The sequence below is a fragment of the Nonlabens sp. MB-3u-79 genome (assembly GCF_002831625.1).
Classification (GTDB): domain Bacteria; phylum Bacteroidota; class Bacteroidia; order Flavobacteriales; family Flavobacteriaceae; genus Nonlabens.
On record NZ_CP025116.1, the window covers coordinates 1,136,880 to 1,159,841 of the forward strand.

The 22,962-nt window shown below is 37.4% G+C and carries 20 protein-coding genes; 13 read left to right on the forward strand and 7 right to left on the reverse strand.

The window, feature by feature from the left end:
• Positions 1–50: 50 nt before the first annotated feature.
• The 3 genes from CW736_RS05105 (at position 51) to CW736_RS14030 (ending at position 3,086) form a co-directional block, all read left to right on the forward strand.
• Positions 51–905 (forward strand): MBL fold metallo-hydrolase, encoded by an 855-nt coding sequence (locus CW736_RS05105; RefSeq protein ID WP_101012879.1) that lies wholly within the window; start codon positions 51–53, stop codon positions 903–905.
• A gap of 25 nt (positions 906–930) precedes the next feature.
• The gene (locus tag CW736_RS05110) at positions 931–2,556 is read left to right on the forward strand and encodes a S8 family peptidase (RefSeq protein WP_198519345.1); all 1,626 of its coding nucleotides are present in this window, start codon (positions 931–933) and stop codon (positions 2,554–2,556) included.
• A 332-nt stretch (positions 2,557–2,888) separates the two neighbouring features.
• Positions 2,889–3,086 carry a hypothetical protein gene (locus tag CW736_RS14030; RefSeq protein ID WP_157810885.1) on the forward strand — a complete coding sequence of 66 codons (198 nt, stop codon included), beginning with the start codon at positions 2,889–2,891 and terminating at the stop codon, positions 3,084–3,086.
• Here CW736_RS14030 and CW736_RS05115 read toward each other — a convergent pair.
• Positions 3,083–3,667 (reverse strand): riboflavin synthase, encoded by a 585-nt coding sequence (locus CW736_RS05115; RefSeq protein ID WP_101012880.1) that lies wholly within the window; start codon positions 3,665–3,667, stop codon positions 3,083–3,085. The genes CW736_RS14030 and CW736_RS05115 overlap by 4 nt on opposite strands.
• A 59-nt stretch (positions 3,668–3,726) precedes the next feature.
• Between CW736_RS05115 and pdxA the strand changes: the two genes are divergently transcribed.
• From pdxA to CW736_RS05150, 7 genes are all read left to right on the forward strand, one after another.
• Positions 3,727–4,776: a 4-hydroxythreonine-4-phosphate dehydrogenase PdxA gene (gene pdxA / locus CW736_RS05120; RefSeq protein ID WP_101012881.1), complete on the forward strand. Its 1,050-nt coding sequence runs from the start codon at positions 3,727–3,729 to the stop codon at positions 4,774–4,776.
• Positions 4,777–4,838: 62 nt separating this feature from the next.
• Positions 4,839–5,381, forward strand: a complete 543-nt coding sequence (locus CW736_RS05125; RefSeq protein ID WP_198519346.1) for a YceD family protein — start codon at positions 4,839–4,841, stop codon at positions 5,379–5,381.
• A gap of 2 nt (positions 5,382–5,383) precedes the next feature.
• Positions 5,384–5,581, forward strand: coding sequence for a 50S ribosomal protein L32 (gene rpmF / locus CW736_RS05130; protein ID WP_101012882.1), 198 nt, complete (start codon positions 5,384–5,386; stop codon positions 5,579–5,581).
• A 151-nt stretch (positions 5,582–5,732) separates the two neighbouring features.
• Positions 5,733–6,728 (forward strand): beta-ketoacyl-ACP synthase III, encoded by a 996-nt coding sequence (locus CW736_RS05135; protein ID WP_101012883.1) that lies wholly within the window; start codon positions 5,733–5,735, stop codon positions 6,726–6,728.
• Between the two features lie 20 nt (positions 6,729–6,748).
• Positions 6,749–7,228, forward strand: coding sequence for an acetyl-CoA carboxylase biotin carboxyl carrier protein (gene accB / locus CW736_RS05140; protein ID WP_101012884.1), 480 nt, complete (start codon positions 6,749–6,751; stop codon positions 7,226–7,228).
• A 146-nt stretch (positions 7,229–7,374) separates the two neighbouring features.
• Positions 7,375–8,724: an acetyl-CoA carboxylase biotin carboxylase subunit gene (gene accC, locus CW736_RS05145; RefSeq protein ID WP_101015036.1), complete on the forward strand. Its 1,350-nt coding sequence runs from the start codon at positions 7,375–7,377 to the stop codon at positions 8,722–8,724.
• 153 nt (positions 8,725–8,877) lie between these two features.
• Entirely contained in the window at positions 8,878–12,285 is a 3,408-nt protein-coding gene (locus CW736_RS05150) for a hypothetical protein (protein ID WP_198519347.1), read from the forward strand.
• Between the two features lie 34 nt (positions 12,286–12,319).
• Here the strand turns inward: CW736_RS05150 and CW736_RS05155 are convergent, their stop codons facing one another.
• From CW736_RS05155 to panC, 6 genes are all read right to left on the reverse strand, one after another.
• Positions 12,320–12,862 carry a TlpA family protein disulfide reductase gene (locus CW736_RS05155; protein ID WP_101012885.1) on the reverse strand — a complete coding sequence of 181 codons (543 nt, stop codon included), beginning with the start codon at positions 12,860–12,862 and terminating at the stop codon, positions 12,320–12,322.
• Positions 12,863–13,726: 864 nt separating this feature from the next.
• Positions 13,727–15,097 (reverse strand): DNA repair protein RadA, encoded by a 1,371-nt coding sequence (gene radA, locus CW736_RS05160; RefSeq protein ID WP_101012886.1) that lies wholly within the window; start codon positions 15,095–15,097, stop codon positions 13,727–13,729.
• Positions 15,098–16,273, reverse strand: a complete 1,176-nt coding sequence (locus CW736_RS05165) for an alpha/beta hydrolase (protein WP_101012887.1) — start codon at positions 16,271–16,273, stop codon at positions 15,098–15,100. It abuts the gene before it with no gap.
• A 30-nt stretch (positions 16,274–16,303) separates the two neighbouring features.
• Positions 16,304–17,287: a YbhN family protein gene (locus CW736_RS05170; RefSeq protein WP_101012888.1), complete on the reverse strand. Its 984-nt coding sequence runs from the start codon at positions 17,285–17,287 to the stop codon at positions 16,304–16,306.
• Between the two features lie 3 nt (positions 17,288–17,290).
• On the reverse strand, positions 17,291–17,641 hold the full coding sequence (gene panD, locus CW736_RS05175; protein ID WP_101012889.1) for an aspartate 1-decarboxylase: 351 nt from the start codon (positions 17,639–17,641) through the stop codon (positions 17,291–17,293).
• Between the two features lie 54 nt (positions 17,642–17,695).
• The gene (gene panC, locus CW736_RS05180; protein ID WP_101012890.1) at positions 17,696–18,550 is read right to left on the reverse strand and encodes a pantoate--beta-alanine ligase; all 855 of its coding nucleotides are present in this window, start codon (positions 18,548–18,550) and stop codon (positions 17,696–17,698) included.
• Between the two features lie 108 nt (positions 18,551–18,658).
• Between panC and CW736_RS05185 the strand changes: the two genes are divergently transcribed.
• The 3 genes from CW736_RS05185 to glmS are packed head-to-tail and all read left to right on the forward strand — an operon-like array spanning position 18,659 to position 22,957.
• On the forward strand, positions 18,659–19,486 hold the full coding sequence (locus CW736_RS05185; protein ID WP_101012891.1) for a glycogen/starch synthase: 828 nt from the start codon (positions 18,659–18,661) through the stop codon (positions 19,484–19,486).
• 5 nt (positions 19,487–19,491) lie between these two features.
• Positions 19,492–21,099 carry a DUF4270 domain-containing protein gene (locus CW736_RS05190; RefSeq protein WP_101012892.1) on the forward strand — a complete coding sequence of 536 codons (1,608 nt, stop codon included), beginning with the start codon at positions 19,492–19,494 and terminating at the stop codon, positions 21,097–21,099.
• Positions 21,100–21,109: 10 nt separating this feature from the next.
• The gene (gene glmS / locus CW736_RS05195; protein WP_101012893.1) at positions 21,110–22,957 is read left to right on the forward strand and encodes a glutamine--fructose-6-phosphate transaminase (isomerizing); all 1,848 of its coding nucleotides are present in this window, start codon (positions 21,110–21,112) and stop codon (positions 22,955–22,957) included.
• The last annotated feature ends 5 nt before the right edge of the window (positions 22,958–22,962 follow it).

Below are 22,962 nucleotides of genomic sequence, written 5' to 3' on the forward strand. Positions count from 1 at the left end.
CTCTAATGCCTTTGCGTTTATTAGAGTTGATTTTGTATTTTGCATGACCTATGAAAATACACGCTATTGAATCCGGTAATTTTAAGTTGGACGGCGGTGCCATGTTTGGCGTAGTGCCTAAAACTTTATGGACCCGTACAAATCCAGCAGACGCAAACAACATGATTGATATGGCAGCACGATGCCTTCTTATCGAGAATGGAGACCGATTGACACTTATAGACACCGGCATGGGAAATAAGCAGTCAGAGAAGTTTTTTGGCTACTATTATATGGACCATAGATTTGATCTGGACAGCTCACTAAAGGAAAAGGGTTTTTCCAGGAATGATATTACAGACGTATTTTTGACGCACTTGCATTTTGATCATTGTGGAGGCGTGATTAAGAAAAGTAGTACAGGAGATTTTTTAGAGCCCGCTTTCGCGAAAGCGATATGCCACACCAACTCCAGTCACTGGAACTGGGCCGCAGAGCCCAACGACAGGGAGAAGGCTAGTTTTTTAACAGAAAATATAAAGCCTATAGAAGAAAATGGACAGTTGAACTTTATTTCTCAAAAAGGAACTTATGAGAAAAAAAACGAAATGGACTTTGATATTCTATTTGTAGACGGTCATACAGAAAAAATGATGATTCCTCATATTCATATGGGAGAAAAGACATTTGTGTTTATGGCAGATTTACTGCCTACAGTAGGACACTTGCCATTACCTTATGTGATGGGTTACGATACCAGACCTTTACTGACACTAGGAGAAAAAGAAAAATTTCTTAATGAGGCGGCAACAAAAGGTTATTACCTGATACTGGAGCATGACCCTTTTAACGAAATCATCACGGTAAAACACACCGATAAAGGGGTGAGACTAGATCAAACCTTTACTTTTAAAGACTTATTTTAAAAATTAAATTAATAATAAATAACAAATGAAGTATTCAATTTTTAAATCGACTTTGTTAACCATTGCAGCAGCAGGTTTATTAGCTAGCTGTGGTAGTGGTGGAGCAATAGTCTCGCCGCCTATAGGAAATATAGACAGCACACCATTAAAAACGCAAGCACTTACTGAAGAGCAGGCAAGAAACTGGAAAGACTATGATCTTGTAACAGATACCATTCCTGGAATGAGTATCAATAAAGCTTACACAGAACTGCTCAATGGTAAAAAAGGTAAAACCGTCGTGGTAGCCGTAATTGACTCTGGTATTGATATAGAGCACGAAGATCTGGATGGAGTGATCTGGACCAATACGGATGAAATCCCTAATAACGGGAAGGATGACGATAACAATGGTTATATCGATGATGTTCACGGATGGAACTTTCTAGGAGATATCGTTGATGAAAACTTGGAATACGAGCGTATCGTAAGAGATAAAGCTATGCTGCCTGCAGACATCGTTGCCAAAGCTCAAAAAGAATACGATGCTAAGGTAGAAGCGGCTCAACAAGAGAAAGCATTCTATGAGCAGCAAATTGCAGCGGTAGAAGGGTTTGACTCTAAACTAGAAGCAGCTACTGGGAAAAATGAGTATACCTTAGAAGATGTAAATGCAGTTGAAACTGGAGAGGATGAAGAGCTAGTGCAAGCTAAAGGAATTGCACAAAGAGTTTTTCCTCAATACGAGAATTTTAAAAACTTAAAAGACTTATTACAAGGTGAAGTGGATGGGCTTACAGCTCTTCTTAATGGGGATAAGTTAAAGACCAACTACCGTAAAGACCTCCTCAATGATGATCCTTATGTATGGGATACCCCAGTATACGGGAATAATGAATATTCTGGTCCAGATCCAGAAAAGGCAGATGCGTTTCACGGGACACACGTGGCAGGAATTATCGCTGCAGAGCGGGATAACGGCCTAGGGGTGAATGGTGTTGCAAATCATGTAGAAATCATGGTATTAAGAGCTGTTTCTCAAGCAGATGAATACGACAAAGATATCGCTAAAGCCATACGTTATGCTGCAGATAATGGAGCAAAAGTAATTAACGGAAGTTTTGGAAAATACCACTCTACAAATGCACAATGGGTTTGGGAGGCTATCAAATATGCCGAATCTAAAGATGTACTTTTTGTAAATGCAGCTGGTAATGAAGGAATTGACACAGATTTTACTCAAGTATATCCACAAGATCAAGTTCTTGCTGGTGCAGAGATTTCTGACAATTTTTTAACCGTTGGAGCATTGAATTTTGAATATGGCTCTGGTTTAGTTGCAAATTTTTCTAATTACGGTAAAAGTAGTGTGGATGTATTTGCTCCTGGAGTAGCTATTTATTCCACAGCTCCTAATAATGAATACCGCAATGCAGGTGGTACTTCTATGGCTTCTCCGGCTGTAGCAGGGGTAGCTGCAGTTATTAGATCTCAATATCCCAAACTTACTGCTTCACAAGTAAAGCATGTAATTATGGACAGTGGCTTAACAACTAGTGCTAGAGTAGTCTTAGGTGGTGATGCAGAAGATACCAAAGCATTTGGTGAAACAACAGTTTCTGGTAAGATGGTCAATCTTTATAATGCATTAATTATCGCTTCTAGAATATAGTATATCAGAATCTTTGAAAGTAGGATATAGCGGTCTGTTTTAATTTTAAAACAGACCGCTATATTTTGATTAAAGAGGTCTTTTTTTTTAAAGAAAAACTAAAACTGATGTTTTTACGTTTAATACAGCAGGACGTATCAGTTTCTGTATGTTTGAGCAGGCTGTGTTTAGTGATAAAGGTTCACTTAATTCTATTCGTCGATTTTAATTACCCTTTAATAAATTAAAAACATCGACGAAATACAGTAAATAATAATAAAATGAATAGATGACATATCTTTTTTGCCGGAGTTCTTTTTAATTTCTACTTTCGCAACTGCATAATGATGAACATGATTTTAACAAATTTTAACTTTTTTTGCTTGATGTTGCTGCAGCGGGTTCCACCGACTCCTAATGCAACTGGAAAAATGGGTCCTACTCCGCCTGGAGATGTAGTGCCTTTAGATACTAATGTTTGGATATTATTGATCATAGCTATTCTTATGATCTTTTATGTAACAGTACCTAGATTAAAGAAAACAGTTTAAAGACTCATTAGTCTTTTTACATACTTTCCTATTACGTCAAATTCTAGATTCACTTGATCGCCTTTTGATAAGGTTTTGAACCCTGTGTGCTCATAGGTGTATGGAATGATAGCAACAGAAAAGGAATCGAGTTTTGAACCGACTACAGTAAGGCTTACTCCATTAATACAAATGCTTCCCTTCTCAATGGTTACGTTGTTTAACTTTGAATCGTATTCAAAACTAAACACCCAGGAACCGTCCTTATTGATCACTTCTGTGCAGGTAGCCGTTTGATCTACGTGTCCTTGAACAATGTGTCCGTCTAATCGGGCATTCATTTTCATAGCGCGCTCTATGTTTACTATATCACCTTCTTGTAGATCGCTTATATTAGTTTTATTTAAAGTTTCCTCAATCGCTGTTACCGTATATTGATTTCCATCAATGGAAACAACGGTAAGACAGACCCCATTATGAGCAACGCTCTGATCAATTTTTAATTCTGAAGTTAAGTCACAAAGCAAACTCAGATGTAAATTAGTGCCCTCTTTTTTAAGCTGGACAACTTTTGCGGCACTCTCAATGATTCCTGTAAACATAACTGGCTAAAAAACTTTACTTTTATACTTTCAAAAATAAGGCATAAATAGCGCATTACATGAATAAGGAAGAGAATATCAAAGTAGGTATTACGATAGGGGATCCTAATGGAGTAGGTGGAGAGATAATACTAAAGGCATTTGAGGATCCTAGAATGTTAGAAATGTATACTCCAGTAGTTTTTGCAAGTACAAAACTACTCTCCTTCTATGCAAAAACATTTGATTTGAAAACTAAAATACACGGTATTACCTCATTAGACGAGGTAGTTCCAGGGAAGTTTAATGTATTGCGATTAATAAAGGAGCCATTTACAGTACAATGGGGAGAGGTGAGTACAGAAGCAGGAAAGCTAGCTATAAGAAGTTTAGAAGCTGCCACTGCTGCTCTTAAAGAGAATAAAATAGACGTATTAGTTACGGCGCCTATCAATAAAGAATCAATTCACTCAGAAGACTTCACATTTCCAGGCCATACCGATTATTTAAATCAAGAATTGGAAGGAGAAAGCTTAATGTTTATGGTTTCTGATGAATTGCGAGTAGGTTTGCTTACAGATCATGTACCTGTAAAAGATGTCCCTTCCACTATTAATGAAAAATTAATTAAGACCAAGATAGGAACGATTAAAGAGTCTCTAAAAAAGGATTTTGGAATTAGTAAGCCTAGAATAGCTGTTTTAGGAATTAATCCTCACGTAGGAGATAATGGTGTTATAGGAACAGAAGATCAGGATACACTTATTCCTGCTTTAGAGCAATTACGAGAAGACGGGAATATTATTTTTGGCCCCTATGCAGCAGATTCCTTCTTCGGAAATAAAAAATACAAAGAATTTGATGCTGTTTTAGCAAGTTATCACGATCAAGGATTGATCCCGTTTAAAACCATAGCCTTCGGTCATGGGGTTAATTATACAGCGGGACTTAGTCATGTAAGAACCAGTCCTGATCATGGGACAGGCTTTGATATCGCTGGAAAGGGAACTGCAAATCCAGAATCATTTGTCGCTGCAATTGATGCAGCAATCGTGATATATTTAAAGCGTAAAGAGTATGATATCTTGAATGAAAACCCGTTGAAAAAACTTTCTCGCAAACGAAGGTGATATTAACACTAGGTTTTTAATAACTTTTATTATCTTTGCCCGCTCTTTGAAAGAGTAGTATTATGGAACTCAAGGCTTTTATTTTATCCTTTGCCGGATTAAAGCAAGGGAAGCACCAGTTTAAGTACGAGGTCGATAACACGTTTTTTGAAAATTTTGGATTTGAAGAGTTTAATAGTTCATCACTAGTAATTGATGCAGAGCTGGATAAAAGAAATACCATTATGGATCTTTTTTTAAAAGCTACTGGGTCAGTTAATTTAAATTGTGATGTTACTAATGAGCCATTTGATCTAGACATAGATGCTTCTATGGATTTGGTCATCAAATTTGGAGATATTTTTAATGACGATAATGAAGATTTATTGATCCTTTCACATGGAGACTATGAATTCAATATCGCTCAGTATGTGTATGAAATGCTAGTGCTTTCCATACCTCAAAAAAGAGTTCATCCAGGTGTTGAAGACGGTTCTTTAGATTCAGACGTTTTAGATAAATTGGAGGAATTAAGAGTTTCAATGCCAGAAGAAAAAAGTAACAGTAACGATATAGATCCCAGATGGGACGCATTAAAGAAATTAAAAACGGATAATAATTTATAGCCATGGCGCATCCTAAGAGAAAAATCTCGAAAACGAGAAGAGACAAAAGAAGAACTCACTACAAAGCTACAGTTCCACAAATTGCTACAGATTCAACAACTGGTGAAGCTCACCTTTATCACAGAGCGCACTGGCATGAAGGAAAACTGTATTACAGAGGTAATGTAGTTATAGACAAAACTGAAGTAGCGGAGGCTTAATTCACAATTAATTATTTCGTAGAAAACAATTGCTTTCTATATGAAATCAAAAAAAATGACACGTTTTTATTAAAAATGTGTCATTTTTTCTGGTTTCTAGAGCTTTTTTATTAGCTTTCCACGCGCTAATTAAATCATTAGAATCCCCAGTATGAGTAATATTAAAGCGGCGATAACGGCAGTAGGTGCCTATGCTCCAGAGTATAGACTTACAAATGCCATTTTAGAAACCATGGTCGACACCAACGACGAATGGATCACTTCTCGTACCGGAATTAAAGAACGCCGTATCCTTAAGGATAAGGATAAAGGAACATCTTATCTCGCTATTCAAGCAGCACAAGACCTTATTAAGAGCGCAAATCTAGATGTCTCTACTATAGATTTAGTTCTCGTGGCAACGGTAACACCAGACATGCCAGTCGCTTCTACAGCAGCTTTTGTTGCATCAGAAATAGGTGCTGTAAATGCATTCTCTTATGATTTAATGGCAGCATGCTCAGGCTTTCTATACGGTATGAGTACCGCTAGCAGTTACATAGAATCTGGTCGTTATAAAAAAGTATTGCTGATTGGGGCAGATAAAATGTCCTCCATTATAAATTACGAAGACCGCGAGACTTGTATCATTTTTGGAGATGCCGGTGGCGCAGTTCTTTTTGAACCTAATTTAGAACCTTATGGATTTGAGGATGAAGTCCTGCGCAGTGATGCCATAGGACGTAATTTTCTCAAAATAGATGCTGGAGGATCTTTGTTGCCAGCCTCTCATGAAACGGTAGATAAGAAACAACATTACGTTTTTCAGGATGGGAAAAACGTTTTTAAATATGCAGTGTCAAAAATGGCCGACGTTTCAGAGGAAATCGTGGAGCGCAACAATCTTACCAATGAAGACATTAACTGGCTGGTGCCGCATCAAGCAAACAAACGCATCATAGATGCAACTGCAAGAAGAATAAATCTTTCAGCAGAGAAGGTGATGATGAATATTCATAAATATGGAAATACCACCAGTGCCACTTTGCCACTATTATTAAAAGAGTACGAGACTCAGTTAAAAAAGGGAGATCGCTTAGTATTTGCCGCCTTTGGTGGTGGTTTTACTTGGGGGTCTATTTTATTAACTTGGGCTTACGATAGTTAAACTTAATAACCACACTATTTATGGACATTAAAGAAATACAGAACCTAATCAAATTTGTTGCTAAATCTGGAGCAAGTGAGGTAAAATTAGAAATGGATGATATAAAAATCACCATCAGAACAGGAAGTGATGCAGATGTTACTTACGTATCCCAGGCACCTCCTATGCAAATGGCTCCAGTTCAACAAGCAGCTCATGCGCCAGTTGCTAGTGAGACTCCAGCAGCGACAGCAGCTCCGGCAGCAGAAAGTATTGATAAATACGTTACTGTAAAGTCTCCTATAATTGGAACCTTTTACAGGAAATCTTCTCCAGATAAGCCTTCTTTTGTCGAGGTAGGAGATAGTATTAAAGAAGGTGATACCTTATGTATTATCGAGGCGATGAAACTTTTCAACGAGATTGAAAGTGAAGTTTCGGGTACTATTGTAAAAGTGCTTATTGATGATTCTTCTCCGGTAGAATTTGATCAGCCATTATTTTTAGTAGATCCTTCTTAATAGGAGAAGAATTTTTTATGTCTTAGTGTTGGTTTTGCCGCTACTTTCTTACCGCTTTCGCGAAAGTGAAACAAAAAAAGAAGTTGGTGCTGAATTTAATTCAGTGCGAAAGTGAGCTAACCAGCCCTTATCTAAAAAGAAACATGATGTTTAAAAAAATATTAATAGCAAATCGTGGTGAGATAGCCCTTAGGGTTATACGAACTTGCAAGGAAATGGGAATTAAAACAGTAGCGGTATACTCTACTGCTGATGCCGAAAGCCTTCACGTAAAATTTGCTGATGAAGCAGTTTGTATAGGTCCACCACCTAGTAATCTATCGTACTTAAAAATGTCTAACATTATTAGTGCAGCAGAGATTACAAATGCAGACGCCATTCACCCTGGATATGGATTTCTTTCTGAAAACGCAGATTTTTCTCGTATTTGTGAAGAACACCAAATCAAGTTTATAGGCGCTAGTGCTGAGATGATCTCCAAAATGGGAGATAAAGCTACAGCAAAGAAAACTATGAAAGAAGCAGGTGTACCTTGCGTTCCAGGATCTGAAGGAATTATTGCAGATTTTGAGGAATGTATTAAAACTGCAAAAGAAACCGGTTATCCGGTAATGCTTAAAGCTACTGCTGGTGGTGGTGGTAAAGGAATGCGTGCTGTGTGGAAAGAAGAAAATCTTCAGGACGCATGGGATAGCGCCCGTTATGAGTCTAAAGCAGCCTTCGGTAATGATGATATGTATATGGAGAAACTCATTGAAGAGCCACGCCATATAGAAATCCAGATCGTAGGCGATAGCTATGGAACAGCATGCCATTTAAGTGAGCGTGATTGTTCTGTACAAAGACGTCACCAAAAGCTTACGGAAGAAGTGCCTTCTCCATTTATGACCAAAAAATTACGTAAGGAAATGGGTGAAGCTGCGGTAAAAGCAGCAGAATACATTGCTTATGAAGGAGCTGGGACAGTAGAATTTCTTGTAGATAAGCACCGTAATTTCTACTTTATGGAAATGAACACTCGTATACAAGTAGAGCACCCTATTACAGAGCAGGTCATTGACTTTGATCTTATTAGAGAGCAAATTTTAGTTGCTGCGGGAGTGAAAATTTCAGGGAAGAACTATGAACCTTCATTACACTCTATTGAGTGCAGAATAAATGCAGAAGATCCTTATCACGATTTCCGTCCTTCTCCAGGGAAGATTACTACATTACACGCACCTGGTGGTCACGGTGTTCGATTAGACACTCATGTATACGCTGGATATTCCATCCCGCCTAATTATGACTCGATGATTGCAAAGTTGATTACGACTGCAAGAACACGTCAAGAGGCGATTGATAAGATGAAACGCGCACTAGATGAGTTTGTCATAGAGGGAATTAAAACTACGATTCCTTTTCACAGACAGCTTATGGATGAGCCAGATTATGTAGCTGGGAATTATACCACTGCATTTATGGATACCTTTAAAATGAAGCCTTTATCTGAATAAAAGGATTTTTACTTATATAAAAACCTATCTGTCAACCTCAGATAGGTTTTTTTATGCAATTAATTGTCATTTTATGTTTCTGTACTGGCTATTTGAAATATTTTTGAAGATGTTCTGTTTTAAGTAATACCAGTATATTTAAATGGTATAAATATGAAGTTGAAGTTGTTTTTTATTCTGGTGTTTTGCTGCTCAATAGGTGGTGCACAAGAATACAGCAACTTGAAAAAAAAACGTCTTGCAGTTAGGGATTCGATCTCCCTAGATTCTATAAGTATCAGTCCAGCCTATTTTAAAGTAGTGGATAAAACAGGTAAGACTATCGATAGTTCTAGGTACAATATTAACTTTTCCAGCTCCATTTTAACCTTTAAAAATAAAACTGAAATAAGTGCCGATTCTATAGATGTCACCTATTTGCCACTGCCTGATTTTCTTACCAAGACCTATCAATTCTACGACCCAAGTATTATTTTAGATAATGACAGTAGGCAAGAACAATTAGTAGCTTTACAGCAACCTACAGCAGTAAACACCTTTATTCCTTTTGATGGTTTGCAAACTTCTGGAAGTATTACCAGAGGCGTGCGGGTGGGAAATAACCAAAACAGTGTAGTAGATTCTGAACTGGATTTAAGAATCACAGGAAAGCTAAGCGATAAAGTATCACTGAGAGCTTCCATTCAAGATGCAAACGTACCGCAAACCCAAAATGGATACTCTCAACGACTGGATGAATTTGACCAAATATTTATAGAACTGTACAGTGAAGACTGGAATATCAGGGCAGGAGACGTAGACTTGATACAAGAGAATTACCAATTCAATAATTTTTCCAAACGCGTTCAGGGAATTTCGGGACAGGTGCGATTTAATGGAGACGACTCTTCTGGTTATGCAGGAGCTTCAGGAGCTTTAGTTAGAGGGACTTTTAACATCAGCCGATTCACTGGTCAGGAAGGGAATCAAGGTCCGTATAAGCTCACCGGCCAAAACGAAGAGTTGTTTATTCTAGTAGTTTCTGGTAGTGAACGTGTTTTTGTAAATGGTGTTCCTTTAAAAAGAGGAGAAAATCAAGATTACGTGATCGATTACAATGCCGGGGAAGTGCGTTTTACTCCTACATTCCCTATTACTAGTGAAATGCGTATTTCTATAGAATACCAATACAGCGAGCGTAATTTTACCAGATTTATAGGATATGGGACAGGTGGCTTTAAGTCTGATAAATTTCAAATAGATTCTTATGTCTACACAGAAACCGATGCAAAAAACCAGCCATTACAACAAAACCTAAGTGAAGATCAAGTAGCTATTTTAGCAACTGCTGGAGATGACCGAGATCTAGCCATTGCGCCCAGTGCCATACCAGATGAGTTTTCTGAAAATCAAATTCTTTATCGTAGAGAGGTACTGAACGGTGAAGAGCGGTTTGTTTTTTCTCAAGATAGAACGCAGCAACTTTTTAATGTGAGATTCAGCTTTTTAGGTGAAAATCAAGGGGATTACCGACTCATTAATGATCAGGCTATTGCAAATATTTATGAGTATATCGCCCCTATAAATGGGGTGTCTCAGGGAAGTTACGATCCAATCATCCAGTTATTTACTCCAGAAATTTTAACTATTGCTGGAATTAAAGCTAGTTATGAGGCTGCTACAGGCACTAAATTATTTACAGAGCTGGCAGCCAGTAATAAGGATTTAAATAAATTTTCTTCTATTGATGATGATGACAATAAAGGTGTAGCAGCAAAACTCGCTCTAATTCAACAACTACTCAAAAAAGACAGTTTACAGTCTTTAAATGTGACGCTTAATACCGATTACATTCAAGAGAATTTTAGAAATGTAGAACGTGTTTATAATATTGAATTTAATCGAGACTGGAATATAGAAACAACGCAAGGAAGCCAGTTGTTCACCACGTTGGGACTTAATTATCAATTAGATTCTACCATAACGGCTTCGTACCGATTGGAGCATTTAGAATTTGATAATTTTTATAATGGAAATCGTCATGAAATTGCTGCTACTTATCAAGACAGTTTATGGCAGGCTCGCTTTCGCGGAAGCGTACTAAGCACAAAATCTACAGAACAAGAGTCTGAATTTAATAGAGTAAATGCTGACGTATTAAGAAAAATCAACAACTACTATGTAGGGACGCGATTAGAAAGTGAAAATAATCAGCAACGACTTACTGCTACAGATGAGCTTACTGGTCTATCTCAAAAATTCACTGGATATGAAATTTATGCAGGACGAGGTGATACCACAACGACCTTTGTGGAGATAGGCTATAGAAATAGAACCAATGACAGTTTGAGAGATGGCATCCTTTCTAGGGTAAATAGTTCTAATAATTATTACATCAAATCTCAACCTATTAAAAATAAGGTGAGTAGTTTGCGTATTTATGCTAACTATAGAAAATTAAAAAGTGCTCAAGAGGGATTTTCAGATGAGGTTTCTTTTAATTCTAGACTACAGTATAAACGTAAGATTTATGACGGTAAAATATTGTGGAATACTACTTATGAGACCAATAGCGCTCGTATCCCAAGACAAGATTTTACTTATGTAGCTGTAAATCCTGGACAAGGAACTTTTACATGGATCGATTATAATGACGATGGCATTCAGGACCTCAATGAATTTGAAGTAGCTCAATTTCAAGACCAGGGCAGCTTTGTGAGAGTCTTGTTGCCCAATCAGGTTTTCTTACCCACGCATCAAAATAAATTTTCTCAAACCTTGACCCTCAACCCGATTTCTTGGACTGATGAAAAGGGGTATAAAAAAGTGCTGTCTAGATTTTATAATCAGACCAGTTACCTCATTGACCGCATGGTCGCTAGAGAAGGAGAAAATTTTGACTTGAATCCATTTCAAAGCAGCGACAATCAACTGGGATTGAACCTTAGCTTTAGAAACAGTCTCTTCTTTAACAGAGGCAAGCAGTATTTTACTACTAATTACACCTATTTAAGTACTGCAAATGAGAACTTACAAAGCATAGGGAGTATATCCAATGAGATAGAAAGTCATCAATTTCGATTTTTACATAAGATCGAAGACACGTGGTTGGTAACCATAAATGCACAATCAGGAATTAACGCGAGTAGTAGTGAAAATTTTGCGAATAGAAATTACGAGATCAACGATCTGTTGTTCAAGCCACAGTTGTCTTATTTATTTGATAATAGCAATAGGCTAGAAGTGTTTTATCAATACCAAAGCAAAGATAATCAGATCAATGATACGGCTACGTTGGGTCAGCAAAATATAGGTCTGGGATGGGCATTTAATAAAGCACAAAACTTTGCCGTTAATGGGGAGATTAAATATGTAAAAAATGATTTTGAGGGACAAGCTTTTTCCCCAGTGGGCTTTCAAATGCTGGAAGGCTTGCAGCCGGGCACTAATTTTACATGGAATTTATTATTTCAAAAAAACATAACAAAGTTCCTTGACTTGAATCTAAGTTACAGTGGTAGAGGCAGTGAAACAGCAAGAACCGTGCATAACGGTAGCGTGCAGCTGAAAGCTTATTTTTAGAAAAAACAGGCTTTCATTACACCAATGCGATAACCTAAATAGCCAGAAACCCATCAATAGTGGTTTCCAGATCTTTGTCACTTGGTCTTCTGGCGTTATCATCTATCAGACGGCCATTTTTATCAAATAACATGTACCTAGGAATGGAGCTCACATTGTTGTCTTGAAACAATTTTGCTTTAGGATAATTACGGGCTAAAAAACTATTCTCTAAGAGATTAAAATTTCGAGCAGAGCGCTCCCACTTTCCCGGATCTTGATCTATAGAAACAAATAAGAAAACCACATCTTTATCCTTGTATTTTTCTTGTAACTTTTCAGAATAAGGCATCATGGCTTTACAGGGGCCGCACCAGCTCGCCCAGATATCTAGGTAAACAATTTTCCCTTTATGATCAGCTAGGATTTGATCGATGTTGTAATAATTATCGTCAAAATCAGTTAAATGAACCATGTCATTGCTAGAGATATCAGTCTCAGCAAATTTTATTAATGGTTTTTTCTCTGGAGTTTCCGCTTTTTTTTCTCCACAACTGCTGATTAAAATTGCGGTAATAATTATAAATAACTTTTTCATAATATGTTTTAATTTATATCTCAACACGGGCAGACTGAAGTCTGCCGCTGGGAATCTTTTTTGTCGCTTTCAGCGTTTTTTTATGTAGCGGAATAAATTCCGCTTTTTTCACTTCAATGCGACTTAATTTTTAATCTATTATCGCGTTCAGCAGACTGAAGTCTGCCGCTAGGGATTTATTTTGTCGCTTTCAGCGTTTTTTTATTTAGCGGAATAAATTCCGCTTTTTTCACTTCAATGCGACTTATTTTTTAATCTATTATCTCCTTCAGCAGACTGAAGTCTGCCGCTAGGGATTTATTTTGTCGCTTTCAGCGTTTTTATTTAGCGGAATAAATTCCGCTTTTTCTAGTGTGTTTCTTCCAGAAAATTTAATTTTTCCTCATTCCTCATTCCTCATTCCTCATTCCTCATTCCTCATTCCTCATTCCTCATTCCTCATTCCTCATTCCTCATTCCTCATTCCTCATTCCTCATTCCTCATTCCTCATTCCTCATTCCTCATTCCTCATTCCTCATTCCTCATTCCTCATTCCTCATTCCTCATTCCTCATTCCTCATTCCTCATTCCTCATTCCTCATTCCTCATTCCTCATTCCTCATTCCTCATTCCTCATTCCTCATTCCTCATTCCTCATTCCTCATTCCTCATTCCTCAGACTGGCATTTTTGTTCAAGTTCAAAGTGAAATCTCACCCTTTAGGGCTGGGGAAAAGATTTCGCTATTCTACAAAGCTCATTGCGGAATAAATTCTGCCTAAGGGAATCTATTTTGTCACCTATGGCGTTCTTTTATTTTCATCTGAATATATTCGAAGTTTTTTCAAGTTCAATTTCGAGTTCGAATTCAAGTTCAAATTTGAGTTATGAAAACAAATATCTAACTAAATCTTCAATTTTTGAAAAGGCTTGTACTTCAGTTCCTATATTTTTAAAGGTTTGTTTTCCTGGAGCGATAAAAACTTTTTCAAAACCTAGTTTTGCCACTTCATTCACTCGTTGTTCCATACGGCTTACCGGTCGTATTTCGCCGCCTAATCCCACTTCGGCACTGAAGCAGTGTTGTGAAGAAAGTTCTATATCAAAATTAGAAGAAAGAATAGCAGCTACAACGGCAAGATCTATTGCCGGGTCATCGACGGTGATTCCCCCAGTAATGTTGAGAAAAACATCTTTTTGACCTAGTTTAAAACCAGCTCTTTTTTCTAAGACGGCAAGGATCATGTTCAATCGTTTCAGGTTGTAACCGGTCGCACTACGCTGTGGTGTTCCATAAACGGCTGTACTTACTAATGCTTGAACTTCTATCATGAGCGGTCGCATTCCTTCCATAGTAGCAGCAATAGCAGTACCGCTTAGATTTGCCCCGCGTTGTGAGATTAAAATTTCACTAGGATTAGTCACTTCTCTCAATCCATGCGCTAGCATTTCATAGATTCCTATCTCATGTGTACTTCCAAAACGGTTTTTAAGAGCTCTCAAAATCCTATAGGTGTGATTGCGATCTCCTTCAAATTGCAGGACCGTATCCACCATGTGTTCTAGAATCTTAGGTCCAGCAATATTCCCGTCTTTAGTAATATGACCTATTAGAAGTACTGGGGTATTGGTTTCTTTAGCAAATTTGATGAGTTCACTGGTGCATTCTCTAATTTGTGAAACACTACCGGGCGAGCTTTCAATATGATCGGTCTGTAGGGTTTGAATAGAGTCAATAATCAAGACATCTGGTTCTACCTCAGTAATTTGTCTGAAGATATTTTGGGTTTTGGTCTCGGTAAGAATATAGCAGTTTACGGCTTCTTTTTTTATGCGATCAGCACGCATTTTAATTTGTTGTGCACTTTCTTCTCCAGACACATAAAGTGTTTTGTAGGGCAAGTTGAGGCATACTTGGAGCAGCAATGTAGACTTCCCTATTCCTGGTTCTCCACCTAAAAGGGTGATGGATCCAGGAACGAGTCCACCACCTAGAACTCTGTTAAACTCTGCATTTGTAGTGTCCATTCTAGGACTTTCGGCAGCATTTATTTTTGAGATGAGTTGTGGTTGAGGGGCACGCTTTCGCGAAAGCGGAACATCTGCAACACTACTTTCCCAAGATTTTTTAGTTTCTTTTTGAACGATCTCTTCTACCAGAGTGTTCCATTCTTTACAGGTCAAACACTGTCCTTGCCACTTGGAATGTTGGCCGCCACAATTCTGGCAAAACCAAGTCGTTTTCACTTTGGCCATCTACTCTTTTTCTTTTATTTGAAGCAGCTCTATTTTATCGAGCACGTCATCTTTATTAATTCCCACGGCAGGTTCCAGCCCATAGGCAATATTAAATGCTTTTATCGCTCTAGAAGGTCTTCCAAGGCCTTCATATCCTATGCCTTCTATAAACCGCCCATAAAGCAGAGTTGGGTATTCCTTATCAGCAAGAACACCTATACTTATGAGTTGATCCCAATCCTTTTTGGAGGCTACATAGTCCGAAATAGTAACAAGATCTACAAGACGTAACTTCATATCCACGCCATAGACTTCTTTGATCATACGGTACTTTTCTAGAATGCGGTCCATAACGCTGACCATGCCTTTTTTATTTTCTAGGCCTTCAAATTTTGCTTCTTCCGCCAGATCTTCAATAAGGAGTTTTTCTTCGTCTATGAGCTGGTATTCATTAAAAATAAACTCCAGTCCGCGAGGGATAGCATGAGTGGCAACGGTGTATTTATTAGAGCCTTTTATAGCTTCATGTTTGAGGTGTAAATTTTTCTTGGTACCAAATAATGAGTCGGTTTCTTTTGTGATGAGCTCGTTGAGCAAATTATCATTCTCTGGGGTGGCCACATAGAAATAGTTGTATTCTTCTAATTGGCTTATTTTACTGATCAAGTTTTCTTTAATCAGGGTTGAATATTCTGGAGCAATTTGAATAAATGCGTTTACGGGTATTTTTTTACGCATGATGTAGAAACTAGCAAGATTTGCGGTGATGTCTTTTCCTACTATTACAGTAAACGGCGCTACTCGATACTCATCTATCATGGTCTGTCTTATTTCCATAACAAAGTCCATAAATTTGAGTGACTGAGGCTCTGGAAAACCAGATTCTCGATTGATTTGGGTTTCATCATAACGACTTTCTCTCTGGTTGATACCTATCACAAAAGATTCTGGCATTTGATCCCAGTAAGAAAGATAGTCTACTGTTCCAGCAACCGGTTCAAAAAGAAAGTCTCCATCGAGAACAATTACTAACGGATACGTCTTTTCAGGATTTGCAGCATAATTACGCGGTTTTAAGATCTTTACATTGCGTTCTTCTCCCAAAACATCACTAGGAAAAGCTCTATATAAAGCTTGAGAAATTGCCAATTGACTTATAAATAAAGCCATTATGAGCACTATAAATTTTTTCATCAAACAAAAATTAAGAAGCGAAATTTACAATTATTTACCTGAAAGACTGCCTTTCAAAGATAATAATAGAAGAGATAGTGACCCATAAACTAATACCAGAATGGTTTGGGACAACCATAAAATCCATCCAAAAGAGGTTCCTAATGGTTCTGAAATACCAAAAACCAGCAGTACCTGAGCTATAAAATAGGGATAAGCACCAAAGCCACCATTAGTAAAGGCTACCGCAAAACTACCAGCTACAAAGGCACATAAGATGGCGCTTATAGGTATAGTTTCTATTCCAGGTATAGCAAAAATACTAACGTAAAACATGAGCAAATACATGCCCCAAATAAACAGGGTGTGAAGGAAGTACCACCATTTTTTCTTCATGGTCCAAATGGTCATAAATCCTTCTTTCATGCCTAGGATAAAACTTTTTAGTCTGTTAAAAAGCTGAATACGTCTCGAGATGAAAACAATCAAAATAACTAGTACTAGAAATATACCAGAATAAAGCAGGATTTTTGCGGGTTCCGTTTTCGCGAAAGCGTCATCTATACGAGTCTTAAAGAAGTTAACAATAGCATCTCCTGCAGTAAGAACGGCGACTGCTGTAATGATTAAAAGAACAATAAGGTCTAGCACGCGCTCTGCAATAATGGTTCCTATAGCTTTATCCATAGGCACCTGGTCAGAGCGATTAACAATAGCCGCTCTTGAAATTTCACCACTGCGAGGAATGATCAGGTTCATGGCATAACCAGCTCCTATTGCCATAACATTAGTTATGAATTTAGGGGTTGCGCCTAAAGTTTCAAGCATGTAATTCCATCTCCATGCTCTAGATAAATGACTTAAAAAAGCAAAAAACAGAGAAAGAATGATCCATGCATAGTTTGCATCTAGAAGATAAGAGTAGATTTTATCTCTCTCTAGATCTGTAAACTGGTTGTAGGAATAATAAATAAGGAAAAAGCCCAATAATAAGGGCAGGGCAATTTTTAATATTTTGAAAATGACTTTTTTCACTGCTTAAGAAAGCCTGTTGTCTTCTTCATTAGGAAAGAGAAGCGTAGGCTTGAACTTTTTAGCTTCTTCCATAGTCATTTGAGCGTAACAAATAAGTATGAGTACGTCTCCTTTAGAAACTTTTCTAGCGGCAGCACCATTAAGTGTGATTTCACCACTACCTCTAGGTCCTGGAATAGCATAGGTTTCTAGACGATTACCGTTATTATTATTAACGATTTGCACTTTCTCTCCCTCTACTATGTTTGCACCGTCCATAAGGTCTTCATCAATAGTGATGCTCCCTATGTAATTAAGGTCTGCTCCGGTTACCTTAACTCGGTGGATTTTTGATTTTACAACTGTGATTAACATGCTGCAAAGATACGATTTACTATAATTATTTTAATGCTAAGATTTAAAAGTATGTTAGGAATACAGCGCTGTGTTATCTATAAGCCTAACACCTTCTATGTGCGCCACAATAAAACCTCTGTAATGATGGTTTTTATACTTACGTGTTACTGGTTTTAAGGTCTCCTCACTTGCTATAGTAAAATATTCTAGCTCAAAATCGGGCTCTTTTTCAAAAAGTTGCTCCACTAGTTTTTGAGTATTTTTTATACTGTGCTGTCTGAAATATTTTTTTGCCAGCTGCAAGGAGGCATATATGAGTTGGGCTTTTTCACGAGCTTCGGGAGATAAGCGTTCATTTCTTGAACTCATTGCCAGGCCATGCGGTTCTCTTTCTACAGGGCAGCCTCTTATTTTTATGTTCCACTTTTGTTTTTCAACTAGCTTTTTAACTATTTGTAATTGTTGAAAGTCTTTTTCACCAAAAAAGGCTTGGTCTGGATTAATTACCTTAAAAAGAAATTCAAGAATTGTTCCTACGCCATCAAAGTGTCCTGGACGATTTGCACCTTCCATAACATTTTCTAAACCGTCATAGCGATAGGTCTTTGCGACAGTTTTCTTTCCATAAACATCTTCAACTCCAGGGGCGTAAACGGTGAGGTTATCGGCGTTTATATACTTCTTGATAAGTGCGACGTCGTTATTTACCGTTCGCGGATATTTCTCCAGATCTTTTTTATTATCAAATTGTGTAGGATTAACAAAAATGGATACGACTAGTTGATCACATTGGGAAATAGCTTCCTTCATTAAAGAGATGTGACCATTGTGTAGAGCACCCATAGTAGGCACAAAGCCTATGGTTTCAGAGCTTTTAACCTTTTTTTTAAGATGCTCGACAAGTAATTTATGAGATTTAAAAATCATAACAATCTGAATATGGTAGGTCCTACAAACATAAGGTTTACAAAGCAAAGTGCAAGAAATTGCGTATTTTTGCAACTTGCTTAAAGTTAGGCATCAATAAATCTATCTATGAAGGAAAAAAGAGTTTTATACGTATCATCTGAAGTCATACCTTATTTACCTGAGACCGAGGCATCCTCGATGTCATATTTTGCTCCTAAAATGGTAAATGATCGTGGTGGCCAGATACGTATTTTCATGCCGAGATTTGGAAATATTAATGAGAGAAGACATCAACTACATGAGGTGATACGCCTTAGTGGGATGAACTTAATCATCAATGATTTAGACATGCCGCTTATTATTAAAGTAGCCTCTATTCCTAAAGAGCGTATGCAAGTATATTTCATTGATAATGAAGATTATTTCAAAAGAAAAGCTACGCTAACGGATGAAGACGGAAACCTTTTTCCAGATAATGATGAGCGTGCTATATTTTTTGCAAAGGGAGTCATAGAAACCGTTAAAAAATTAAATTGGGCACCAGATATTATTCATGTTCATGGCTGGTTAGCTAGTTTGCTTCCATTATACCTTAAAAACTACTATGGGAATGATCCATTGTTTGAGGAAAGTAAAATAGTGACCTCTATATATAATCAATCCTTTGAAGGAGCGTTAGATGATGAGATGATTGAGAAACTTCAATATGATGCATTAGATGACGAGGCTTTAGAAGAGTTTCATGAGCCTACCTATATTAATTTAATGAAAAGCGCTGTAAAATACAGTGATGCTATTATTAAAGGTAGTGAAGAATTAGATCCTGAAATTGATGAATATATTGATGCACAAGAAAACAAGCCTACTTTAAAATACTATTCCCCAGAAGAATTTGCTGATGCGTATGAGGAGTTCTACCTTGATCAAGTTTTAAACGAAAAAGAAGAAGCTTAAGAAAAATGAAAAAAATGTTATGTAAGGCTGCGATCGTAATCGTGGCAGTTTTAGGAGTGGTGTCCTGTGAAAATGAATTAACCCCTTTGGGAGCTAATTTTTTAGGAGAGGATCCTGCAAATGTTATTAAAGAGGCTGAGTTTGATGTGAAGACATATAGTGTTCCTGTGAATCCGATTCAAACAGATAATTTCAATTCTTTTCCTTTTGGTGTATATGATGATCCGACGTATGGGAGGTCTACTTACTCTTTAGTTACTCAAATAGACCCTAATTTCACAAGCCCGTCTTTTGGGCAAAACAAGGTGGTAGAAGAGGTTATTTTAGAAGTGCCTTATTTCTCAAGATTAACAGGAGTTAATGGTGAAGACAGTACCTATCGTATTGATTCCCTTTATGGAATGAGCCCTGTTCATCTTCAGATATTCAGGAGCAATTATTTTTTAAATAGTTTTGACCCACAAGATGTGACTCAAAATGCGGTTTATTATTCTAATTTTGAGAGTACTATAGATATGAATCGAGGGGATCTAATCTATGAAAACATTTCATTCTTACCAGACCCTGCTGAGATTGATCTTCTGGGAACTAATGATGAAGGAGATTTAGAGGTAACGGAGAGGTTAACTCCTAGGCTTAGGGTTTCCCTACCTATTGATTATTGGGAAACAGTGATTATTGATCAAGAAGGAAGCGCTAACCTAGCAAGTGTTAGTAATTTTCAAGACTATTTTAGAGGTCTTTATTTTAAGGTGGCAGGAGCAACAAATTCTGGTAATCTAATTCATCTTGATATGAATAATGCTTTAATCGATATTAAAGTGAATTCTGATTTTCCAGATATTAGCGATTTTGATGAGGATGGCGATACTACAGAATTAAATAATATTACTTCAAATTTCCGCTTGAACTTTAATGGTAATAAAATCGTTTTCATAAATAATGACTTTAGTCCTAGTATACTAAGTGATATTGCAGGTTCTAATGATCCTATAAATGGAGCCGAAAATATTTATTTAAAAGGAGGCCCTGGATCAATCGCTGTTATAGAGTTGTTTGGTCAAGCGACAAATAGCGCAAATGGAGAGGCTCAAGTGCTTTCTGATATTATTGCAAATGATTGGTTGATCAATGAAGCCTCTATTGAGTTTTACGTCGACCAATCTAATATAACTGGTGGAGAGAGTGAGCCGGAAAGAATTTTTATATACGATTATGATGAAAATCGCATTCTTGCAGACTTTGCTTTATCTGGGAATGGTACTTCTGGCGGGGTTAATACTAACATCAATCACTTAGGGAGATTGGAAAGGGTCATTACAGATGATCTTAGCTCAGATGGGGTGAAGTATAAGATTGTTCTTACGCAACACGTAAGCAACATCATTCGTGGTAATATAGACAACAACAGATTGGCAATTGTGTCTAGTCAAAATGTTGCTTTGGTGGGAAGTAATAAGGTTTTGAATACCATGAATCCCAATCCAGATTTAACGACTATACCACTTAGTGCTGCTCTTTCTCATGAAGGTACCGTGCTGCACGGTAATCTTTCTACAGATATAGATAAAAGACCTAAGTTGATATTGCGTTATTCTGAAACAACCAATTAAAAAATAATATATGTGCGGAATTGTAGGTTACATAGGGCATCGACAGGCATACCCTATTGTTTTAAATGGTCTTAAAAGACTAGAGTACAGAGGCTATGACAGTGCTGGAATAGCCATATATGATGGTGAAGAGCTTAAGTTCTCTAAAACAAAAGGAAAAGTAGTTGATCTACAAGCTCAACTAGAGGCTGAAATTTCTACAAAAGGAACTATAGCGATAGGTCATACCAGATGGGCGACCCACGGGGTGCCTAATGATGTAAATTCTCATCCTCATTTTTCAAATAGCGGTGATCTAGTGATTATCCATAACGGTATTATAGAAAACTATGAGCCACTAAAGCAAGAGTTAAAAAACAGAGGGTATACCTTTCAATCGGACACAGATACTGAGGTACTTGTGAACCTGATAGAAGATGTCAAAACAAAACAAAACGTCAAGTTAGGTAAAGCAGTACAAATAGCTCTTAATCAAACAATAGGTGCATATGCAATAGCTGTTTTTGATCGTAAAAAACCTAACGAGATCGTCGTTGCCCGGCTCGGGTCTCCTCTCGCTATAGGTGTAGGAGAAAACGAGTATTTCATTGCTAGTGATGCAAGTCCTTTTTTAGAATTCACTAAAAGTGCGATTTATTTGGAAGACGGTGAGATGGCAGTAGTGCGTACTCATAAGGATATAAAGGTCAGAAAAATCAAAGATGATTCCTTGGTGGCTCCTTATGTTCAAGAATTGCAAATGAACCTGGAACAAATAGAAAAAGGGGGTTACGACCACTTTATGTTGAAAGAGATCTATGAGCAGCCGCAAGCAATTAAAGACACTTTTAGAGGTCGCATGTTGGTAGAGAAAGGCTTAATTAGAATGGCTGGTGTCGATGATCATATCGATAAATTTATTAATGCAAAGCGTATATTAATAGTGGCATGCGGTACTTCATGGCATGCAGGCTTGGTAGCTGAATATATTTTTGAAGAACTAGCTCGCGTACCTGTTGAGGTGGAGTATGCCTCAGAGTTTAGATACCGCAATCCTGTAATAGACAAAGATGATGTGTTAATAGCTATCTCGCAGTCTGGAGAAACAGCAGACACCATGGCGGCCATAAAGCTCGCTAAAGAAAAAGGAGCATTCGTTTTTGGAGTTTGTAATGTAGTAGGGAGTTCTATTTCTAGAGAGACTCATGCTGGGGCCTATACCCATGCCGGTCCAGAAATAGGAGTGGCTTCAACAAAAGCATTTACTACTCAAATTACGGTACTTACTTTAATTGCTTTACAGCTTGCAAAGAAAAAAGGGAAGATCTCTACCAGTGAATTCCATACCTATTTGCAGGAATTAGCTTCCATACCAGATAAAGTTGCTGAAGCATTAACTTCTAATGATCATATTGAGAAAATTGCAGAAATTTATAAAGACTCTAAAAACTGCCTTTATTTAGGTCGTGGTTTCAATTTTCCAGTAGCTTTAGAAGGAGCGTTAAAACTTAAAGAAATCAGCTACATTCACGCTGAGGGTTATCCAGCAGCAGAAATGAAGCACGGCCCTATTGCTCTTATTGATGAGCAAATGCCAGTGATCGTCATTGCTACTAAAAAGGGCCACTACGAAAAAGTAGTCAGTAACATCCAAGAGATTAAATCACGTAGTGGTAAGATTATAGGAATTGTTACTAAAGGTGACGTGGATGTGAGAAACCTCGCAGATCATGTGATAGAAGTGCCAGAAACAATTGAGTTTTTGACTCCTTTATTAACTACTATTCCGTTACAATTGCTCTCTTACCATATCGCTGTTAAGCTGAATAAGAATGTGGATCAACCACGTAATTTAGCAAAAAGCGTTACCGTAGAATAAAACAA

Coding starts and splice junctions, on each gene's coding strand:
- CW736_RS05135 (WP_101012883.1), top strand. CDS start 5,733: ATGAGTAATATTAAAGCGGCGATAACGGCAGTAGGTGCCTATGCTCCA.
- CW736_RS05150 (WP_198519347.1), top strand. CDS start 8,878: ATGAAGTTGAAGTTGTTTTTTATTCTGGTGTTTTGCTGCTCAATAGGT.
- accC (WP_101015036.1), top strand. CDS start 7,375: ATGTTTAAAAAAATATTAATAGCAAATCGTGGTGAGATAGCCCTTAGG.
- CW736_RS14030 (WP_157810885.1), top strand. CDS start 2,889: ATGATTTTAACAAATTTTAACTTTTTTTGCTTGATGTTGCTGCAGCGG.
- CW736_RS05105 (WP_101012879.1), top strand. CDS start 51: ATGAAAATACACGCTATTGAATCCGGTAATTTTAAGTTGGACGGCGGT.
- CW736_RS05125 (WP_198519346.1), top strand. CDS start 4,839: ATGGAACTCAAGGCTTTTATTTTATCCTTTGCCGGATTAAAGCAAGGG.
- rpmF (WP_101012882.1), top strand. CDS start 5,384: ATGGCGCATCCTAAGAGAAAAATCTCGAAAACGAGAAGAGACAAAAGA.
- CW736_RS05110 (WP_198519345.1), top strand. CDS start 931: ATGAAGTATTCAATTTTTAAATCGACTTTGTTAACCATTGCAGCAGCA.
- panD (WP_101012889.1), bottom strand. CDS start 17,641: ATGTTAATCACAGTTGTAAAATCAAAAATCCACCGAGTTAAGGTAACC.
- glmS (WP_101012893.1), top strand. CDS start 21,110: ATGTGCGGAATTGTAGGTTACATAGGGCATCGACAGGCATACCCTATT.
- accB (WP_101012884.1), top strand. CDS start 6,749: ATGGACATTAAAGAAATACAGAACCTAATCAAATTTGTTGCTAAATCT.
- CW736_RS05185 (WP_101012891.1), top strand. CDS start 18,659: ATGAAGGAAAAAAGAGTTTTATACGTATCATCTGAAGTCATACCTTAT.
- CW736_RS05115 (WP_101012880.1), bottom strand. CDS start 3,667: ATGTTTACAGGAATCATTGAGAGTGCCGCAAAAGTTGTCCAGCTTAAA.
- panC (WP_101012890.1), bottom strand. CDS start 18,550: ATGATTTTTAAATCTCATAAATTACTTGTCGAGCATCTTAAAAAAAAG.
- CW736_RS05190 (WP_101012892.1), top strand. CDS start 19,492: ATGAAAAAAATGTTATGTAAGGCTGCGATCGTAATCGTGGCAGTTTTA.
- radA (WP_101012886.1), bottom strand. CDS start 15,097: ATGGCCAAAGTGAAAACGACTTGGTTTTGCCAGAATTGTGGCGGCCAA.
- CW736_RS05155 (WP_101012885.1), bottom strand. CDS start 12,862: ATGAAAAAGTTATTTATAATTATTACCGCAATTTTAATCAGCAGTTGT.
- pdxA (WP_101012881.1), top strand. CDS start 3,727: ATGAATAAGGAAGAGAATATCAAAGTAGGTATTACGATAGGGGATCCT.
- CW736_RS05165 (WP_101012887.1), bottom strand. CDS start 16,273: ATGAAAAAATTTATAGTGCTCATAATGGCTTTATTTATAAGTCAATTG.